The 19,407-nt window shown below is 72.2% G+C and carries 14 protein-coding genes and 1 pseudogene; 12 read left to right on the top strand and 3 right to left on the bottom strand.

From position 1 onward, the window contains the following. Window positions 1–37 precede the first annotated feature (37 nt). Entirely contained in the window at window positions 38–982 is a 945-nt protein-coding gene (locus tag ACFVDM_RS21375) for an FG-GAP repeat domain-containing protein (RefSeq protein WP_383642100.1), read from the top strand. A gap of 108 nt (window positions 983–1,090) precedes the next feature. Here ACFVDM_RS21375 and acnA read toward each other — a convergent pair whose 3' ends face one another. After that, window positions 1,091–3,805 (bottom strand): aconitate hydratase AcnA, encoded by a 2,715-nt coding sequence (acnA, locus tag ACFVDM_RS21380; RefSeq protein ID WP_383642102.1) that lies wholly within the window; start codon window positions 3,803–3,805, stop codon window positions 1,091–1,093. 400 nt (window positions 3,806–4,205) lie between these two features. On the opposite strand from acnA, the gene ACFVDM_RS21385 reads away from it, so the two are divergent. The 8 genes from ACFVDM_RS21385 (at window position 4,206) to ACFVDM_RS21420 (ending at window position 13,973) form a co-directional block, all read left to right on the top strand. Continuing rightward, on the top strand, window positions 4,206–4,613 hold the full coding sequence (locus ACFVDM_RS21385) for a YciI family protein (protein ID WP_383642105.1): 408 nt from the start codon (window positions 4,206–4,208) through the stop codon (window positions 4,611–4,613). Continuing rightward, window positions 4,610–5,785, top strand: a complete 1,176-nt coding sequence (locus tag ACFVDM_RS21390; protein WP_383642108.1) for an RNA polymerase sigma factor — start codon at window positions 4,610–4,612, stop codon at window positions 5,783–5,785. The genes ACFVDM_RS21385 and ACFVDM_RS21390 overlap by 4 nt, the downstream gene beginning before the upstream one ends. A 412-nt stretch (window positions 5,786–6,197) precedes the next feature. Then, a complete protein-coding gene (locus tag ACFVDM_RS21395) occupies window positions 6,198–8,552 on the top strand; it encodes a nitrate- and nitrite sensing domain-containing protein (protein ID WP_383642111.1) in 2,355 nt (784 codons plus the stop codon). Further along, the gene (locus tag ACFVDM_RS21400; RefSeq protein WP_383642113.1) at window positions 8,549–8,953 is read left to right on the top strand and encodes a roadblock/LC7 domain-containing protein; all 405 of its coding nucleotides are present in this window, start codon (window positions 8,549–8,551) and stop codon (window positions 8,951–8,953) included. Before ACFVDM_RS21395 ends, ACFVDM_RS21400 begins: the two co-directional genes overlap by 4 nt. Before the next feature lie 70 nt (window positions 8,954–9,023). After that, entirely contained in the window at window positions 9,024–10,223 is a 1,200-nt protein-coding gene (locus tag ACFVDM_RS21405) for an ABC transporter substrate-binding protein (protein ID WP_383642449.1), read from the top strand. A 1-nt stretch (window position 10,224) separates the two neighbouring features. Then, window positions 10,225–12,210, top strand: a complete 1,986-nt coding sequence (locus tag ACFVDM_RS21410) for a branched-chain amino acid ABC transporter permease (RefSeq protein WP_383642116.1) — start codon at window positions 10,225–10,227, stop codon at window positions 12,208–12,210. Continuing rightward, on the top strand, window positions 12,207–13,217 hold the full coding sequence (locus ACFVDM_RS21415) for an ABC transporter ATP-binding protein (protein WP_383642119.1): 1,011 nt from the start codon (window positions 12,207–12,209) through the stop codon (window positions 13,215–13,217). Before ACFVDM_RS21410 ends, ACFVDM_RS21415 begins: the two co-directional genes overlap by 4 nt. A 9-nt stretch (window positions 13,218–13,226) precedes the next feature. Then, window positions 13,227–13,973, top strand: a complete 747-nt coding sequence (locus ACFVDM_RS21420; RefSeq protein WP_383642122.1) for an ABC transporter ATP-binding protein — start codon at window positions 13,227–13,229, stop codon at window positions 13,971–13,973. 107 nt (window positions 13,974–14,080) lie between these two features. Here the strand turns inward: ACFVDM_RS21420 and ACFVDM_RS21425 are convergent, their stop codons facing one another. Further along, window positions 14,081–15,298, bottom strand: coding sequence for an FAD-dependent monooxygenase (locus ACFVDM_RS21425; RefSeq protein WP_383642125.1), 1,218 nt, complete (start codon window positions 15,296–15,298; stop codon window positions 14,081–14,083). A 327-nt stretch (window positions 15,299–15,625) separates the two neighbouring features. On the opposite strand from ACFVDM_RS21425, the gene ACFVDM_RS21430 reads away from it, so the two are divergent. Both ACFVDM_RS21430 and ACFVDM_RS21435 read left to right on the top strand, forming a co-directional pair. After that, window positions 15,626–17,155, top strand: coding sequence for a helix-turn-helix domain-containing protein (locus tag ACFVDM_RS21430; protein WP_383642128.1), 1,530 nt, complete (start codon window positions 15,626–15,628; stop codon window positions 17,153–17,155). Window positions 17,156–17,285: 130 nt separating this feature from the next. Continuing rightward, a pseudogene (locus ACFVDM_RS21435) lies at window positions 17,286–17,937 on the top strand (acyl-CoA dehydrogenase); the annotation flags it as partial. 32 nt (window positions 17,938–17,969) lie between these two features. On the opposite strand, the gene ACFVDM_RS21440 reads toward ACFVDM_RS21435, so the two are convergent. Continuing rightward, window positions 17,970–18,158 carry a hypothetical protein gene (locus tag ACFVDM_RS21440; protein ID WP_383642131.1) on the bottom strand — a complete coding sequence of 63 codons (189 nt, stop codon included), beginning with the start codon at window positions 18,156–18,158 and terminating at the stop codon, window positions 17,970–17,972. A gap of 101 nt (window positions 18,159–18,259) precedes the next feature. Here ACFVDM_RS21440 and ACFVDM_RS21445 point away from each other — a divergent pair, with 101 nt between their 5' ends. After that, window positions 18,260–19,324 carry a LuxR C-terminal-related transcriptional regulator gene (locus ACFVDM_RS21445; RefSeq protein WP_383642134.1) on the top strand — a complete coding sequence of 355 codons (1,065 nt, stop codon included), beginning with the start codon at window positions 18,260–18,262 and terminating at the stop codon, window positions 19,322–19,324. Window positions 19,325–19,407 lie beyond the last annotated feature (83 nt).

Consider the following 19,407-nt stretch of genomic DNA (forward strand, 5'->3'; position numbering starts at 1 on the left):
CCGTGGCCTGCTCACCCGGATCGGGTGGGCGGGCCACATGTCATCCAGACCCATGGAGTACTTCGTGGCCGAAACTTCTGGCCGTAAGCACAGACGCATAGCCGCCCGCGCGGCCGCCGTGGCGCTCACCGCCGCCCTGGTCGGCACGGGCACCACCGCCTTCGCCTCCGACTCCCCGAGCCCCGCGCTCGGCTCGTCGGACAAGGCTCCCGCCGCGGCCACCGCCGCCGCGGCCGCCGTCGCCCCCAACTTCGCGCTGTACGGGGTCACCTCCGCCGGCGACGCGTACGCGTACCGGTCCAACGGCAAGGGCGGCCTCACCGCTCGCGAGGACAAGGGCTCGGGCTGGGCGGGTGTCGCCAACCTGCTCCAGGTCGCCAACACCCAGAAGGCCAGCGGCGACAGCGACGGCATCTGGTTCCGCGAGACCGACGGGTACCTCGGGTACCTGAAGTTCGACGCCACCACGCCGACCCAGGTCGGCAAGGGCTGGAACATCTACAACAAGGTGGTCTCCCCCGGCAACCTCGGCGGCGCCGCGGCGGGCGACCTGCTCGGCCGTGACAAGAGCGGCAACCTGTACCTGTACCTGAACTACGGCAACGGCTCGCTGACCAGCCGCTACAAGGTCGGCGGCGGCTGGAACGCGTACACCGAGATCGCCGGCAACGGCGACCTCACCGGCGACGGCAAGAACGACATCGTCGCCCGCGACTCGTCCGGCGTGCTGTGGCTGTACAAGGGCACCGGCAACTACAAGGCGCCCTTCGCCACCCGCACCAAGATCGGTGCCGGCTGGAACACGTACAACCAGCTCATCTCCACGGGCGACATCACCGAGGACGGCAAGACCGACCTCATCGCCCGCGACAAGACCGGTGCGCTGTACCTGTACAAGGGCACCGGCAAGGCCTCGGCCCCGTACAGCGGCCGCGTGAAGATCGGCAGCGGCGGCTGGAACACCTACCGCTTCCTGTTCTGATCCCCGCCGCACCCCCCACACATTGAGAGAGGGCCGCACCCCCGTCACCGGGGGTGCGGCCCTCTCGCCGTGCCGGGCCCGGCCCCCTGGGGGACCGGGCGGGGCGACCTAGCTGCGGATCAGGCTGCGGAGCACGTACTGCAGGATGCCGCCGTTGCGGTAGTAGTCCGCCTCGCCGGGGGTGTCGATGCGGACGACGCCGTCGAACTCGACGCCGGTGTCGGTGGTGACCTTGACCGTGCGCGGGGTGGTGCCGTCGTTCAGCTCGGTCACGCCGGTGAAGGAGAAGGTCTCCTCGCCGGTGAGACCCAGGGACTCGGCGGTCTGGCCCTCGGGGAACTGGAGCGGGAGGACGCCCATGCCGATGAGGTTCGAGCGGTGGATGCGCTCGTAGGACTCGGCGATGACGGCCTTGACGCCCAGGAGCGCGGTGCCCTTGGCCGCCCAGTCGCGGGACGAGCCGGAGCCGTACTCCTTGCCGGCCAGGATGACCAGCGGGGTGCCGGCGGCCTGGTAGTTCTGCGAGGCGTCGTAGATGAACGACACCGGACCGCCGTCCTGGGTGAAGTCGCGGGTGAAGCCGCCCTCCGTGCCCGGCGCGATCTGGTTGCGCAGGCGGATGTTGGCGAACGTGCCGCGGATCATGACCTCGTGGTTGCCACGGCGCGAGCCGTAGGAGTTGAAGTCACGACGCTCGATGCCGTGCTCCGTGAGGTACTGACCGGCCGGGGTGTCGGCCTTGATCGCACCGGCCGGGGAGATGTGGTCGGTGGTGACCGAGTCGCCGAGCTTGGCCAGGACCCGGGCGCCGGCGATGTCCTCGACCGGCGTGGTCTCCATGGTCATGCCCTCGAAGTACGGGGGCTTGCGCACGTAGGTGGACTCGGCGTCCCACTCGAAGGTGTTGCCGGTCGGGATGGGCAGCGCCTGCCACTGGGCGTCGCCCGCGAAGACGTCCTGGTAGGACTTGTTGAACATGTCCTCGCCGATGGCGTTCGCCACGACGTCGTTGACCTCGGCCTCGGAGGGCCAGATGTCCGCGAGGTGGACCGGCTTGCCGTCCTGGTCGACGCCGAGGGCGTCCTTGGTGATGTCGACCTTCATCGAACCGGCGATGGCGTACGCGACGACCAGCGGCGGGGACGCCAGGTAGTTCATCTTGACGTCGGGGTTGATCCGGCCCTCGAAGTTGCGGTTGCCGGAGAGCACCGAGGTCACGGCCAGGTCGTGCTCGTTGACCGCCTTGGAGACCTCCTCCGGCAGCGGGCCGGAGTTGCCGATGCAGGTGGTGCAGCCGTAGCCGACGAGGTTGAAGCCGACCTTGTCGAGGTACGGGGTCAGGCCCGCCTTGTCGAAGTAGTCGGTGACGACCTTGGAGCCCGGGGCGAGGGTGGTCTTGACCCACGGCTTGCGGGTCAGGCCCTTCTCGACCGCCTTCTTCGCCACGAGCGCGGCGGCGACCATGACGTACGGGTTCGAGGTGTTGGTGCAGGAGGTGATCGCGGCGACGGTGACGGCGCCGTGGTCGATCTCGTACGTGGTGCCGTCGGGGGCGGTGACGGTGACCGGGTTCGTCGGGCCCGCGGCGGCGATGGCCGGGGAGTCGGAGGCCGGGAAGGACTCCTTGCCCGCCTCGTCCACGCTGTCCACGTAGTTGCGGACGTCCTGGGCGAACTGGGCCTTGGCGTTGGCGAGGACGATGCGGTCCTGCGGGCGCTTCGGACCGGCGATCGACGGGACGACCGTGGAGAGGTCCAGCTCCAGCTTCTCGGAGAAGTCGGGCTCGGCGGCCGGGTCGAGCCAGAGGCCCTGCTCCTTGGCGTACGCCTCGACGAGCGCGACCTGCTGGGCGTCACGGCCGGTCAGACGCAGGTAGTTCAGCGTCTCGTCGTCGATCGGGAAGATCGCGGCGGTGGAGCCGAACTCCGGCGACATGTTGCCGATGGTGGCGCGGTTGGCGAGCGAGGTGGCGGCGACGCCCTCACCGTAGAACTCGACGAACTTGCCGACGACGCCGTGCTTGCGGAGCATCTCGGTGATGGTCAGCACGAGGTCGGTGGCGGTGGTGCCGGCCGGCAGCTCGCCGGTCAGCTTGAAGCCGACGACGCGCGGGATGAGCATGGAGACCGGCTGGCCCAGCATCGCGGCCTCGGCCTCGATGCCGCCGACGCCCCAGCCCAGCACACCGAGGCCGTTGACCATGGTGGTGTGCGAGTCGGTGCCGACGAGGGTGTCGGGGTACGCCTGGCCGCCCCGGACCATGACCGTGCGGGCCAGGTGCTCGATGTTGACCTGGTGGACGATGCCGGTGCCCGGCGGGACGACCTTGAACTCGTCGAAGGCGGTCTGGCCCCAGCGCAGGAACTGGTAGCGCTCCTTGTTGCGGCCGTACTCCAGCTCGACGTTCTGGCCGAAGGCGTCCTTCGTACCGAACTTGTCGGCGATGACGGAGTGGTCGATGACCAGCTCGGCCGGCGCGAGGGGGTTGATCTTCGCCGGGTCGCCGCCCAGCTCCTTGACGGCCTCACGCATGGTCGCGAGGTCCACGACGCACGGCACACCGGTGAAGTCCTGCATGATCACACGGGCCGGCGTGAACTGGATCTCCTGGCTGGGCTGCGCCTGGGAGTCCCAGCCGCCGAGCGCCCGGATGTGGTCGGCGGTGATGTTCGCGCCGTCCTCCGTGCGGAGCAGGTTCTCCAGCAGCACCTTCAGGCTGTAGGGGAGGCGCGCGGAGCCCTCGACCTTGTCCAGCCTGAAGATCTCGTACGACTCGTCGCCCACGCGCAGCGTGCTGCGGGCGTCGAAGCTGTTCGCCGACACGACAGTCTCCTTCATCAATGTGCGCGTAACCCCGCGCCGCGCCTCGCTTCGGCGGGCGCCGCGTGGTGCCGCCTCGGCCCGCCGACCATCCGCTGAGGCAAGGATTAGTTAGGTAACCCTTACCTGCGGCCGTCCGCTGTGCGCCTTCGGCATATATCTCGATGTCGAGATAACTCTAGTACATCGCCGTGGAAGGGTCATGTCCGGCCGCCCCCGACACCCGGCCGGAGCGCCGACGGCACCCGATCGCCACCCCCTGCACCCCTCCCGTAGACATCCCCGGGAATCCCTCCGGAGAATTCCCGGATTTTCTTCCCGATCGATGTCGAGAACGCGCGTCCCGCTCCGTCCCAGGCTCGAACACGGCCACGATGGCCGTACCTCGAACCAGGAGAACACGATGGCCAAGTACCTGCTTCTCAAGCACTACCGGGGCGCGCCCGAGGCGGTCAACGACGTGCCGATGGACCGCTGGACGCCCTCGGAGGTGACCGACCACATGCAGTACATGCAGGACTTCGCCGACCGTCTGGAGAAGACCGGTGAGTACGTGGACGGCCAGGCGCTCTCCCCCGAGGGCACCTTCGTCCGCTACGACGGGGAGGGCCGGCCGCCGGTGACCGACGGCCCCTTCGCGGAGACGAAGGACCTGATCGCGGGATGGATGATCATCGACGTCGAGACGTACGACCGCGCGGTGGAGCTGGCGGGCGAGCTGTCGGCGGCCCCGGGCGCGGGCGGGAAGCCGATCCACGAGTGGATCGAGCTGCGTCCGTTCTACGGGGTGAACCCCGCCGCGGCCGAGTGAACACGTCGCTGCTGCGGGACCTGGTGCCTGCGGTGATCGGGGTCCTCGTCCGCCGCGGAGCCGATTTCGCGGCGGCCGAGGACGCGGTCCAGGACGCCCTGGTCGAAGCGGTCCGCACCTGGCCGGACGCCTCCTCCCCCGGTGGTCCGGGCGAGGGGGCCCCGGTGCGGGACCCCAAGGGCTGGCTGATCACCGTGGCCTGGCGCAAGTATCTGGACGCCGTCCGCGCGGACACCGCGCGGCGCCGGCGCGAGGAACGGGTCGATGCCGAACCCGCCCCGGGACCGGCCGAGGCGGTGGACGACTCGCTGCGGCTGTACTTCCTGTGCGCGCATCCCTCGCTCACCCCGGCCTCGGCCGTGGCGCTCACCCTGCGCGCGGTCGGCGGGCTGACCACACGGCAGATCGCCCGCGCCTATCTGGTGCCGGAGGCGACGATGGCCCAGCGGATCAGCCGGGCCAAGAGGACGGTGTCGACGGTCCGGTTCGACCGGCCCGGCGATCTCGCAACCGTGCGGCGCGTCCTCTATCTGGTGTTCAACGAGGGCTACTCCGGTGAGGTCGACCTGGAGGCGGAGGCCATCCGGCTGACCCGCCGGCTGGCGGCCGGGACGGACGACGAGGAGGTCGCGGGCCTGCTGGCGCTCATGCTGCTGCACCACGCCCGACGCCCGGCCCGGACCGCCCCGGGCGGGCGGCTGGTCCCGCTGGCCGAGCAGGACCGGGGGCTGTGGGACACCCGGATGATCGCCGAGGGGGTCGGGGTGCTCCAGGCCGCGCTCGCCCGCGACCGGCTGGGCGAGTTCCAGGCGCAGGCGGCCGTCGCCGCGCTGCACGCCGACGCGCGGTCGGCGGAGGAGACCGACTGGGTGCAGATCGTGGAGTGGTACGACGAGCTGGTCCGCCTCACGGACAGTCCGGTGGTCCGGCTCAACCGCGCCGTCGCGGTGGGCGAGGCCGACGGCCCCCGGGCCGGTCTGGCAGCGCTGGACGGCCTGGACCCCGGACTGCCGAGGTACGCGGCGGTCTCGGCGTACCTCCACGAACGCGACGGGGACCCGGAGACGGCGGCGCGGCTGTACGTCCGGGCCGCCCGGACGGCGCCGACCGTTCCGGAACGCGACCATCTGACGCGCCAGGCGGCCCGGCTGAACACGGCGTCCCGGGACTGAGGCCGGGCCCGGTCGTCGGGCGTTCAGCGCCGGGTCGTCCGGTGCCGGGTCGTCCGGTCGTCCGGTGCCGGGTCGTCCGGTCGCCGGGTGCCCGGTGCCGGGTCGTCCGGTCGCCGGGTGCCCGGTGCCGGGTTGCCCGGTGTCCGGCTTCGGGTACCTCGTGACCGGATGCGACCGGGTGGGAGCGGTTGTGCGCGGTTGAGTACGTATCTCTTTCATCGATGTACCCACCCCAAAGCCCTGGCTACGGCATAGGATCATGCCGCGTCACACCAGTCCCACCAGTCCCTTTCGCGCCATCCGTCACAGCTCGGATGGTGTGTTCCGACATGCCCATGGCCCCCCACACCCCGTTGACAGGTATCTGCGTGTTACCGATATTCAGGACCGGTTCCGGCGACGGAGCCGCGCAGTGAGAATCAATCGACGTCTCGTACTGCTCGTCACCGCACCGCTCACCGTGGCCGTCACCTTCTCGGTGCTGGCCCTGGCCCCCGCCACCGAGAAGGCGCTCCAGGCCGACCGGCTGGCCTCGATGGTCGACGCCGCGGCCGGTGCGGGCGAGCTGGCCCACCAGTTACAGCGCGAGCGGGCGGCGGCGACCGCACTGGTCTCCGGACAGGGGGACGCGAACGCCTTCCGCTTACGCGCCGACGCGACCGACCGGAGCGTCACCGGGTTCCGGAGCCGGATCAAGGACCTGTCCGGGGTTCCGGGCAGCACCCGGGCCGCCCTGGACCGTATCGAGCGCTTCATCGACGACATGCCCGCGCTGCGCGCGCAGGCCCGTTCCGGCAGCAGCACGGTCTCCGCGCTCGCCTTCGGCTACCGGATCGTCATCGCCGACCTCAACGGCTACCGCGACGGGATCGCGCAGGCGGACGGGGTCGACGCCGGGATCGCGGACCGCATCCGCGCCGCCGCCGCCCTCTCCGAGGCGGCCGAGCACACCGCCCAGCAGCAGGTCACCGTCGCGAAGGCACAGGCCGCCGGCGGCTTCACCATCGCCTCGCAGCGGACCTTCGACGCCGGCCGGCTCGGCTACACCGAATCGATCGGTGTGCTGTTCGACCTCGGCCCCGGTGAGTGGCGGACCTGGCTGGAGCGCACCCTCTCCGGAGCGAAGGCCATGGAGGCCCGCCGGCTGGAGGACGAGATCGGGCGCACGGGCACCGGCAAGGACATCGATGTCGCCCCGGAGAAATGGCAGAAGGCCTTCAACGACCGTCAGACACTGCTGCGTTCGGTGGAGCAGCGGATCGACGCCTCCGTCCGCGACACGGTCTACGACGCCCGCTCCACGCTCATGTGGACGGCCGGGGCCGAGATCACGCTGGTGGTGCTGACCCTGGTCGGCGCATTCGTCGTCGCCGTCCGGCTGGGCCGGGTCATGATCCGGCGGCTGCGCGATCTGCGCAACGCCGCCCACGACGTCGCGCACACCGGGCTGCCCGCCGTGATGGCCGAACTGTCCCGGCCCGGCGCGCTCAGCGGTGCGACGCCCGAGGAAGTGGCGCGGCGGACCGGCGATCCGGTCGGGACCACCGGCAAGGACGAGATCGGCGAGGTCGGTGAGGCCTTCAACGCGGTCCACCACGAGGCCGTCCGGCTCGCCGCCCAACAGGCTCATGTGCACGAGCAGTTCGCCGAGACGCTGGTCGGGGTCGCCCGGCGCGGCGCCCAGCTGACGGCCGTCATGGTGTCCGAGCTGGACACCGTCCAGCGCGACGAGGCCGACCCGCAGCGGATGCGGGCCTTCTTCGCTCTCGACCACCTCGCGATCCGCATGGAGCGCAACACCAACAGCCTCCTGGTGCTGGGGGGTTACGGAAACGCCCGGGTCCGCACCGCCGATGCCGCCTGCTCCTCCGTGATCGTGGCCGCGGCCCAGCAGATCGAGCGCTTCGACCGGGTCTCCCTCGGTGTCGTCGAGGCGGGGATCGGCATCGCGGCCCGCGCCGTGCACGACGTGGCGCACATCCTGGCCGAACTCCTGGACAACGCGACCCGGTTCTCCGCCCCCGACAAACCGGTCGGCGTCGCCGTGTGGCGACTGTGGGACCGGGCCGTGGTACAGATCGTCGACGAGGGCGTGGGCATCCCCGCGGAGCGCCGCGCCCTCCTCAACACCGCGCTGCGCCAGCCGCAGGCGGGCATCGGCGACGTACGGTCCATGGGGCTGCACGTGGTGGCCCGGATCGCCGCGCGCCACGGCATCGTCGTCGAACTACGCGGCTCGTCCGGCCCCGGCACCATCGCCGAGGTCACCCTGCCCGCGAAGGTACTGGCCGCCGCCCCGGTCGAGCCGCCGCCGGCCGATCCTGCCGCCGGCCTCGACGACGGGGTGCGCTACGAGGCGCCCCGACCGGTGGCCCCGCCCGTCCGCAGACGGCCGACCGCCCCGGCCGCGCGGCCCGAGCGCGGTGGCGTCCCGACCGCTCCGCCGCCCGGCCCCGCCCCGCGCGACCACGGCACCGCGCCCGCACCGCATCCCGTGCACGACGAACCGGCCCCGGCCGTGCACGCGGTCAGCCCCTCGGGGCTGCCGCTGCGGCAGCGCGGCACGCCCCAGCACCGGCCCGCCCCGGGCCGGCGGGACGGCGCCGGCCAACGGGACGGCGCCGGGACTCCCCGGCCGTCGCCCCGCCGCCGGGACTCCCGGCAGGTCTCCGACGTCCTGGCCGCGTACGCCCAGGGCATCAACCGGAGCACGAACAACCGCGGGCGCTCCACCGCCGACGACACCACCGAACGGACCGAGAAATGACCTCTCCCACCGACCTGAACTGGATCCTGAGCGGTTTCGCCGCGCGCATCCCGGACGTCACCCAGGTGATCGCCGTGTCCGTGGACGGCCTCGCGCTGGCCTACGCCGGTGTGGAGCGGGACGACGCCGAGCGGCTGGCCGCCATCGCCTCCGGAGTCGTCAACCTGCTCTCCGCCGCGGCCCAGTTGACGAACACGGACCCCGTCGAGCACAGCCTCACCGCGATGGAGGGTGGCTACATGTTCTCCATGGCGGTCTCCAGCGGTGCGTCCTTGCTGGTGACCACCACCAGGGACGCGGACATCGGCGAGGTCAGCTACATGATGTCCGAACTGATCAACCAGGTCGGTGACGCGCTGTCCCCCCAGGTCCGCGACGCGGGCCTCCCGCAGGCGCACTGACCGGCCGGGTCCTTCCCCCGTTCCCGGCCCCCACTCCCCCGTCCGCCACCCACTCCTGATGAGAGCCCTCATGTTCTTCGACATATCCCGCACCCGCCGCCGCAGACTGCGGCCGGCCGTCGCCACCGCCCTCGCCCTCGGTCTGGCCGCCGTCACCGGATGCAGCGGCGACAGCGGCGACGACGCCACGGTGAAGGTCGGCCTCGTGGCCTCCCTGTCCGGCACCTACGAACCGGTCGGCACCGAGCTGCGGGCCGGCTTCGAGCTGTATCTGAGCACCCACGGAAACAAACTGGGCGGCCGGAAGGTGAAGCTCGTCGTCGCGGACGAGGGGGACGGCCCGCCCACCGCCGTTCCGGCGGCGACCAAGCTGGTCAAGAAGGACAAGGTCGACGTGCTGACCGGCCTCGTCAGCGGCGGCTCGGTCAACGCGGTGCTGCCGCTGGTCACCCAGGCCAAGATCCCCTTCCTGGGCTCGAACGCCCGGCCGCCCGTCAAGGACATCGAGTACGTCTGGACGACGAGCTTCCTGTCCGACGAGCCGGGCAAGGCCATCGCCCCGTACGTGAAGAAGACGGTCGACGGGCCCGTCTACGCGATCGGCCCGGACTACCAGGGCGGATACGACGAACTGCGCGGCTTCACCGAGGAGTTCAAGCGGATCGGCGGGAAGCTCGCCAACCCCGGCGGCAAGACGACCTGGACGCCGTTCCCGAAGACGACCAACTTCATGCCGTACTTCGCCGAGATCGCGAAGACGGACGCCAAGGCGGTGTACTGCTTCTACGCCGGCAAGGCCGCCATCGACTTCGCCAAGCAGTACGCCCAGTCCGACATCGCCGACCTCCCGCTGTACACGGCCTTCGTGACCGAGGGCAGCGTGCTCCAGGCACAGGGCGCCGCGGCGAAGGACATCTACTCCGTCCTGAACTACGCGGCCGACCTCGACAACGCCGCCAACCGGAAGTTCGCGGCCGACTGGACGGCGGAGCACGACACCCAGCCGACCACGTACGCGATGGCGTCGTACGACGCCGCGGCGGTGCTGGACAAGGCCATCGCCAACGCGGCGAAGAAGGGCGACGTGACCTCGAAGACGATCAACGAGGCGATCGCGGACCTCGGTCAGATCGATAGCCCGCGCGGGGCCTGGGAGTTCGGCGACAAGGCGCACTCGCCGGTGCAGACCTGGTACCTGCGCCAGGTGCGGCAGGACGGGGGCCAGCTGGCCAACGTCATGGTCCAGGACCTGGCGACGCTCGGCAGCTGACATGGGACTCCTGGACGCCCACCTCGTACCGGCGGTGGACGGTGTGGCCTACGGGCTGCTGCTGTTCGTGGTCGCCGCCGGTCTGAGTCTCGCCTTCGGCACCGCGGGCGTGCTGAACCTTTCGCACGGCACGCTGTACGCCATCGGCGCCTACACGGGCGCCGAGCTGAGCGACGGCACCTGGGGCGGGCTCGCCCTGGGTCTGGTCGCCGGTACGGCCGCGGCGTGCGCCGCCGGAGTGGGGCTGTCCGCCGCGACTGCCCCGCTCGCGCGACGCGGGCATCTGGCCCAGGCCCTGCTCACGTTCGGACTCGCCCTGATCGGCGGCGATCTGCTCGTCCAGCTGTTCGGCGCGGACGAACTCCCGGTACGCGTCCCCGAGGCGCTCGACACCTCGGTGACGCTGCTGGGCCACCGCTACCCCGCGTACCGGCTCTGCTTCATCGTGATGGCGGTGCTGCTCGCGGCGGTCGGCACCTGGGTGCTGACCCGGACCCGGATGGGTACGGCGGTCCGGGCGTCCGCCGACGATCCGCAGATGCTCGCCGCCACCGGACACAGCCCCCGGGCGGTGCACACCGGGGTGCTCGCGGCGGCGGGCGCCCTCGCCGGTGCGGCGGGGGTGCTCGGGGCACCGATCATCGGTCCCGGCCCCGGCACGTCCGAGAACGTGCTGATGCTCTCCCTCGTGGTCGTCGTCCTCGGCGGGCTGCGCTCGCTGTGGGCGACGTTCGCCGCGGCCGTCGCCGTGGGCGAGGTCCAGACACTGGGCGTCTCGGTGGCCCCGGACCTGGCGCCGTACCTGCTCTTCGCGGCGATGGCGGCGGTGCTCGTCGTCCGCCCCCGGATCGCCGAACCGGAGACCGCGCAGGGCCCGGGGGACTCCTCCCCCGACCCGCTCGAACGGCTCCGCCGCCACCTCGCGGACCGCCTGCGCGTCCGGCTCCCCCGCCTCCGCCGGCTGCCGGGCGGCGCGGCCGGGCGGCGGGCCGCTCCGCTGCTCGTGCTCCTCGCCGTGCTGATCGCGCTGCCGGGGGTGCTCGACGCGTACAGCATCTCGCTGGCCGGGTCGGCCCTGGCGCTCGGACTGCTCGCGGTGAGCGTCACCGTCCTCACCGGCTACGCCGGTCTGCCCACCCTCGGGCAGACCGCGCCGTTCGCCGTCGGCGCGTACGCCACCGCCAATCTCGCGGACGCCGGGTGGACCGCGGGCCCCGTCCAGATCGTGCTGTCCGCACTCGCGGCGGCGCTCTTCTCCGCAGTGACGGGCCCCGCCGTGATCCGGGCGCGCGGGACCACGGTCCTGATGATCACCCTGGCGGTCGGCGAGCTGACCGGTGTGGTGATCAACCAGGTCAAGTCCCTCACCGGCGGCGCCGACGGACTCGTCGGCTTCCCCGCCACCCGGGCGCTGTGGGGCGGGGAGGGGATGACGGAGGAGAGCGCGCTCTACCGTTACGCGCTCGTCGTCACCGTCCTCGCCGTGGCCGTCACCCTCCTCGTGCTGCGCTCCCCGGCCGGGAAACTGCTGACCGGGGTCCGGGGCGCGGAGGCGAGGATGCGTGCCTCGGGGCATCCGGTGGGGCGCCATCTGCTGGTGGCGTACATCGGCGCCGGCGCGCTGGCGGGCATCGGCGGTTCGCTGATGGTCAGCGTGCAGCAGTACCTCTCCCCCGCCGACGTCGGCTTCGAGATCGCCGCGTTCGCGCTGCTGGCCGTCGTCATCGGCGGGACGACGTCCGTCGTCGGCGCGGTGCTGGGTGCCGGGCTCATCGTCATGACCCGGGACTGGGTGGCCGGTTCCTGGCCTGGCCACGGGCCGCTGCTGCTCGGCGCGCTGTTCGTGGCCGCCGTGTACCTGCTGCCGCGCGGACTGGCCGGGCTGCTCGGCCCGGGTCAGGACCGGCACGCCCCGGACGGACCGCCGCCCGGCAGCTCTTCCCCGTCCGCCCCCGTACCGGCCCCGGCCGGGGAGGCCTCGCCATGACACCCGACCCGATCCCCGGCCCGGCCCCCGTGACGGTGCCGGTGCCCTCGGAACCGCCGGAGCCGCCGGTGCTGGAGCTGAGCGGTCTCACCCGGAGGTACGGCAGCCTCACCGCCGTGGACGACGTCAGCCTGCGGCTGCCCCCGGGCGCCCGGCACGCCGTCATCGGCCCCAACGGCGCCGGCAAGACCACGCTGCTCGACCTCGTCGCCGGCACCGACCGCCCCGACCACGGCACGATCGCCCTGAACGGCACCGACGTCACCCGGCGGAGCACGGCCCGGCGGAGCCGGCTCGGCATCGCGCGCAGTTTCCAGCAGCCCTCGGTCATAGGCGAGTTGACCGTGCTGGACAATGTCGTCCTGGCCGGCTGGCCGCACCATCCGAAGCGCCGCGGCGCCTGGCGCAGCCCGTCCCGCCACCGGTCGCACACCGAGTCCGCGCTCCGCCATCTGGAGACGGTCGGCCTGGCGGACCTCGCGCACCGGCCGGCCGCCACGCTCTCCCACGGCCGGCGCCGCATGCTGGATCTGGCCGCCGCTCTGGCCGGTGACCCGCGCCTGCTGCTCCTGGACGAGCCGGCGGCCGGGCTGACCGACCGCGACATCGGACGGCTGCTCGACATCCTCGGCGCGCTGCCGAAGAGCGTCGCGATCGTCCTGGTGGAGCACCATGTCGACGTCGTGGCCCACCTCGCGTCGACGGTGACCGTGCTGACGGCGGGACGCGTCCTGCTCACCGGTCCGACCCAGGAGGTGCTCACCCATCCGGAGGTCCGTGCGGCCTACCACGGGGGCGGGGCACCGGCGGGTGGCGGCGGGGGCGCGTCCGGCTCGCGGACGGCTGACTCCGGGGCGGGCGGGTCCCGTACCGGGACGGCGCCGGACCCGGACACGGGCAGCCCACCGGGCCCGGACACGGGCGCGCCCGGCTCCCCGGCGGCAGCGGACGCCGACGCGGGCGAACCCCGTACCGACACGGCAGCAGACCCCGAAGCGAGAGGATGACCGGCCCCGATGCTCGAACTGACCGGCCTCACGGCGGGCTACCACGGTGGCACCGTCCTGCACGGGCTCGACCTGTCGGTGCCCGCCGGCGCGGTGCACGCCGTCGTCGGCCACAACGGCGCCGGCAAGTCGACCCTCGTCCACACCGTCGCGGGGCTGATACGCCCCGGGGCCGGCACCGTCCGCCTCGACGGGCAGGACGTGACGGGGTGGCCGCCGCACCGGATCGCACGGGCCGGAATCGGGCTCGTGCCGCAGGGGCGCCGCGTCTTCGCCGGGCTCACGGTCGCCGAACACCTACGGCTGTCGTACCGCCCGCCCCGGCGCGGCGACACCACCCGCCCCAGCGTGTGGACACCGGCACGGGTGCTGGAGCTGCTGCCCCGGCTGGGCGAGCGCCGGAGCCACCGGGGTTCGGCGCTGTCGGGCGGTGAACAGCAGATGCTGGCCCTGGCCAGGGCGCTGCTGGGTTCGCCGCGCGTGCTGCTGCTCGACGAGCCGACCGAGGGGCTGGCGCCGGTGCTCGTCCGGCAGGTGCACGAACTGGTCGCCACGCTCGCGGACGAGGGCATCGCCGTCCTGCTGGTGTCCCCCAGCCCGGTGCTCGCGGCCGAATGCGCCCGGACGCTGACGGTTCTCACCTCGGGGCGGGCGACGCTGCGCCTGGACGGTGCGCGTGTCCGGGCGGACGCCGCCGAGCTGAACGCCGCGCTCGAACTCGCACCGGCCGCGGGGCGGGAGGGGACGGGCGGGTAGAGGGCGCACCGGCCCCGTCCGGGGCCGCGCCCCCCGCCACCCGATTACGCGGCGGCGCGGCGACGCGGCTGCCCGACTATCGGGCTCCCCCGCTACCCGGCTACCGGCTACCCGGCCTTGATGCTGTGCCCGCCGAATCCGCTGCGCCGGTCGGAGCCGTTGTTCTGGTCCTGCCACCAGGCGTCGAACTCCGGCTGGCCCATGGCGGACCAGTCGGGGGTGTGCTCGACCTGCGCGGCGCCCATCCTGCGGGCCAGGGCGACCATGGCCGCCCCGATGGCGCCACGACTCGCGTCGTACGTGTCCATGACCTCCTTCCAGCTGCCCCCGGCCGTCCAGGCGTTCTCCAGGGCGTGGGCGTCCTGGAGGGCCTTCACGCTGCCGCCGCCGATGTGCGGCCGGGCGACGCTGGCGGCGTCACCGACGAGGACCATCCGGCCGGAGGCGTAGTGCGGGACCTCCAGGTCGTAGATGGGCTGGATGAAGGTGGTCTCGGCGGGGGTCCGGAGGACCCGGGCCGCCCAGTAGGGCGGGAAGTGGTCGGCGACGAGGGCGCGCAGGTACTCCGTGAGTTCCGAGTTGAGCCGGCCCGGCGGCAGCGAGGTCGGGGTCCGCAGGTCAGGGTGGAGCCCTTCGGCCTGCGGCGGGGTGGTGTACAGGACCCAGTTGAGGCGGTGCCCGCCGGCGCCGTCCGGGATGCGGTAGATCATGCAGTGCCCGCCGGGGAAGACGATGTTGTGCGCGTCATGTCCGTCCGAGGGGAGGCCCGCGACGTCGGACGAGGTTCCGCGCCAGCCGATGTACCCGGCGTATGTCGCGTCGGCGCCGGGGAACATGGCCTCGCGGACGACGGAGCGGTATCCGTCGGCGCCGATCACGATGTCGAAGCGCTCCCGCTCGCCGCCGTCGAGCCGGAGCGTGACGCCGTCGGCGTCCGGTTCGACCCCGGTGACGACCGCGCCGGACCGGTAGGAAACCCCTTCCGGGACCCGTCGGCGCAGTTCGCTCCACAGGGAGCCCCAGCTGTAGGCGCGGAAGGGAAACGGCTGCTCCCCGATGACGCGTCCGTGCTCCGCGCCGCCGTCGCGCGCGCTCCACACCCGCCGGGTCAGCGGGGCCCAGGGCATCTCCGGGGCGACGTATCCGGCGTCCCTCAGCTCCTCGAACCGGTCGCTGTGCAGGGCGATGCCCACGCCCCTGTCCCGGAGCCGGTCGTCGGCCCGTTCCAGGACGGTGATCCGCTCGGCCCCGCCGCGCGACGCGGCCAGGGCAGCCGCACACCCGCCGATGCTGCCGCCGACCACGGCGATCCGGCCTCCACGCATGACTGGCGCTCCTCTCCTCCGTTGTCCGGCCGCCGCCCCAGCCGTAACTCCGCCTGCACGAACGCCCGTTGATCAGAGAGAACCCTATCGGGAGCGGTGGGCGGACGATCACCGCCCACAGCGGGGACGAACACCCCGCAGTACGGCCCTCACCCCGACGGCCGCGCCCCGCGTGCCGAACCCGCGCACCGGGGGGACCCTGGCCACGGAAACCTCCGCCCGCCTCCCGCATCCCTCCCCGCCCACGGCAGGCGCGTTCACCCACCCGTCACCCGAACACCACACCCCGGCACAGGGTTCATCTCATATGTGAGATAGCCTTCCGGCATGTCAGACGACTACCTCGTACGCATCGGCAAGCTCATCCGTGACGCCCGTCAGCACCGGGGCTGGACACAGAGCCAGCTGGCCGAGGCGCTGGGCACCAGCCAGAGCGCCGTGAACCGCATCGAGCGCGGCAATCAGAACATCAGCCTTGAGATGATCGCGCGCATCGGTGAAGCACTCGACAGTGAGATCGTGTCGCTCGGCTACGCGGGCCCGATGCACCTGAGGGTGGTCGGCGGTCGCCGCCTCTCCGGGTCCATCGACGTGAAGACGAGCAAGAACGCCTGCGTCGCCCTGCTCTGCGCGTCGCTGCTCAACAAGGGCCGTACGGTGCTGCGCCGCGTGGCGCGCATCGAGGAGGTCTACCGGCTCCTCGAAGTCCTCAACTCCATCGGCGTGCGCGCCCGCTGGATCAACGACGGCACCGACCTGGAGATCGTCCCGCCGGCCCGCCTCGACATGGACGCGATCGACGCGGACGCCGCACGGCGGACCCGGTCGATCATCATGTTCCTCGGCCCGCTGCTGCACCGCATGGACCGCTTCAAGCTGCCGTACGCCGGAGGCTGCGACCTCGGTACGCGGACGATCGAGCCGCACATGATCGCGCTGCGCCGCTTCGGCCTGGACATCGCCGCGACGGAGGGCATCTACCACGCGCAGGTCGACCGTTCCGTCACGCCCGGCCGCCCCATCGTCCTGACCGAGCGCGGCGACACCGTGACCGAGAACGCCCTGCTGGCGGCCGCCCGCCACGACGGCACCACGGTCATCCGCAACGCCTCCTCCAACTACATGGTCCAGGACCTCTGCTTCTTCCTGGAGGCGCTGGGCGTACGGGTGGACGGCGTCGGCACCACGACCCTCACCGTGCACGGCGTCCCGACCATCGACGTGGACGTCGACTACTCCCCCTCCGAGGACCCGGTCGAGGCGATGAGCCTGGTGGCCGCCGCCGTGGTCACCGAGTCCGAACTGACGATCCGCCGGGTCCCGATCGAGTTCCTGGAGATCGAGCTCGCCGTCCTGGAGGAGATGGGCGTCGACTGCGACCGCTCCGCCGAGTACGCGGCGGACAACGGCCGCACCCGCCTGGTCGATCTGACGGTCCGCCCCTCCAAGCTGGAGGCGCCGATCGACAAGATCCACCCGATGCCGTTCCCCGGCCTCAACATCGACAACGTCCCCTTCTTCGCGGCCATCGCCGCCTCGGCGCACGGCCAGACCCTCATCCACGACTGGGTCTACGACAACCGCGCCATCTACCTCACCGACCTCAACCGCCTCGGCGGCCGCCTCCAACTCCTCGACCCCCACCGCGTCCTCGTCGAGGGCCCCACCCGCTGGCGCGCCGCCGAAATGATGTGCCCCCCGGCTCTCCGCCCGGCCGTCGTCGTCCTCCTCGCCATGATGGCGGCCGAGGGCACCTCGGTCCTGCGCAACGTGTACGTCATCAACCGCGGCTACGAGGAACTGGCGGAGCGGCTGAACTCGGTGGGAGCGCAGATCGAGATCTTCCGGGACATCTGACGGGCGGGGTGCCGTGCCCATTGGCGGCAAGGGGCACGACATCGCGCCACGCGCCTGGGGCCTCTAAACGATCACCTCACCACGCAATGAAGGACCTACACCGCGCGGGCGTGGGTCCTCCATTGCAGACAGGTGCCGGCGCCTGCTGGAGTCACGGGCCGCCGGCACCAAGGCGCTCGCCACCTGGCACGCCACCCGGGTCGTCCAGGAGTGCCGCGAGGCGTGCGGCGGGGCCGGCTGCCTCAGCGTCAACCGGTTCGCCGCCCTCAAGGCCGACAGCGACACCTTCACCACCTTCGAGGGGGACAACCACGTCCTGCTCCGTTTGGTGGCGAAGGGCCTGCTCGACCCGGAGTACCAGCTCGGGATTGTCCGCTTCCGCGAGGAGCACATGCTCGCCGGTGTCGCCCGCCGGCTCGAGCGCGGCATCGACGACCGGCGCGACCCGGGCGCCGTCTTCTCCCAGGTGCAGGGCCACGTGATCGCACTCGCCCGCGCGCACGTCGAGCGGCTGGTGCTGGAGGCGTTCACCGACAAGGTGCGCGGCCTTCCCGAGGGCGGCAACAGGACGGCTGGGCCTGCTGTGCGACCTGTTCGCCCCGTCCACGATCGAGGCGGACCGTGCGTGGTTCATGGAACACGGCCGCCTGACCGTCCAGCGCTCCAAGGCGATCAGCCGCGCGGTGAACGACCTCTGCCGCAAGGTCCGGCCCCTCGCCGTCGACCTGGTCGACGCCCGGGGCATTCCGCCCGAGATGCTGCGCGCGCCGGACCTGGCGGGCCGAGCCGAAGCGGGCAGCGGCCCGCCGGCCGTTCACCAGCGCGGGGTGCGCACCGCCGGAGGGCCGTCGTCGCCGCGCAGCGGGCGCGGGGGCTGGTTGAGGATGTCGCGGGCCGTACTGCCGTCGCCGCCGGGCGGGGGCCGCCAGCGACGGGCCCGGCCGCCGAGAAGGAGGGCCACGCGGCCGAGGAGCAGGGCGAGTGCCCCTTTGGTCCGTTTCACGGTGTTTCCTTCCAGGGGGTCTGGGAATATCCACCGCGCATCTGAACAATAGACATATGTACGGGCCGGGCGGAGCCATCGGAAGTTGACGAGGGGGTCGGGTGGGCGGCATCAGTGAGGGCGACGGCCGGTCGACGGGCCCGCGCGAGCAGACCGCGGGGACGGCGCCGGAGGCACAGCTGTCCGAGGACGCCGTCCGGGTGTTCCGCTGGGTGAGCGACCAGGGCTCGTGCGACGTTCGCACCGTGGGCGCGATGCTGGGCCTGCCGGAGAACTGCGCGGCATCGGCGGTGCGGACCCTGACCGACCTCCTGCTGCTGAGGCATGTGCCCGAGGACCCCGACCGGCTGGTGCCGGTGGCCCCGGACGCGGCCATCGCCGCGCTCATCGCACCGAAGGAGGCGGGGCTGCGCCGGCAGCTCGCCGAGATCGACCAGCTCCGCGGCGAGCTGGCGCTCCTGACCCCGCTCTACACGGAGGGCCGGCGAAGATGGCAGGGGCGGCCGGCTCTGACGGAGGTCACGGACCTGAAGACCGTCGTCGGTATGATCACCGAGGCGACCATGCGATGCCGGCGCGAAGTGCGCACCTGCCACCCCGGCGGGGGCCGCTCCCCGGCTCTCCTGGAGCAGGCCTTCGTCCGGGACCGGGACATGCTGCGCAGAGGGGTGCGGATGCGCACGCTGTACCAGCACACGGCCCGCTACCACTTGCCCACCCAGGAGTACGCGCGGCGGATGACCGCCGAGGGGGCCGAGATCCGGACGCTGAGCGAACTGTTCGGCAGGATGGTCGCCTTCGACGGGGAGACGGTGTTCATCCCGCACCAGGACGACCTGGACGCGGCCATCGTCATCCACGACCCGTCCACGGTGGCGTACCTGTGCACGACCTTCGACCACGCCTGGTCGCTCGCGGAGCCCTACCAGCCGGCGTGGACGGAGAGTTCGGCGCGCGACGAGGTGAAGCAGGCCATCGTGCGCCTGCTGGCCGAGGGCATGAAGGACGAGATGGTGGCCCGGCGGCTGGGGATGTCGCTGCGCACCTGCCGCAAGCACATAGCCGAGATCATGGAGCAACTGGGCGCGGCCAGCCGCTTCCAGGCGGGATATCTCGCCCGCGTGCAGTCCTCCGGCCCGGCCGCCACGGCCCCGGGAACCGCCTGAGCGCCCCGGCGGCGCCCCCGGCGCCGCGCCGGAGGGGTCCCGCCCCTGGATCTTCCGGACACGGCCCAGGGTCTGTCCCGCGA

Source organism: Streptomyces sp. NPDC057682, assembly GCF_042799575.1.
Classification (GTDB): domain Bacteria; phylum Actinomycetota; class Actinomycetes; order Streptomycetales; family Streptomycetaceae; genus Streptomyces.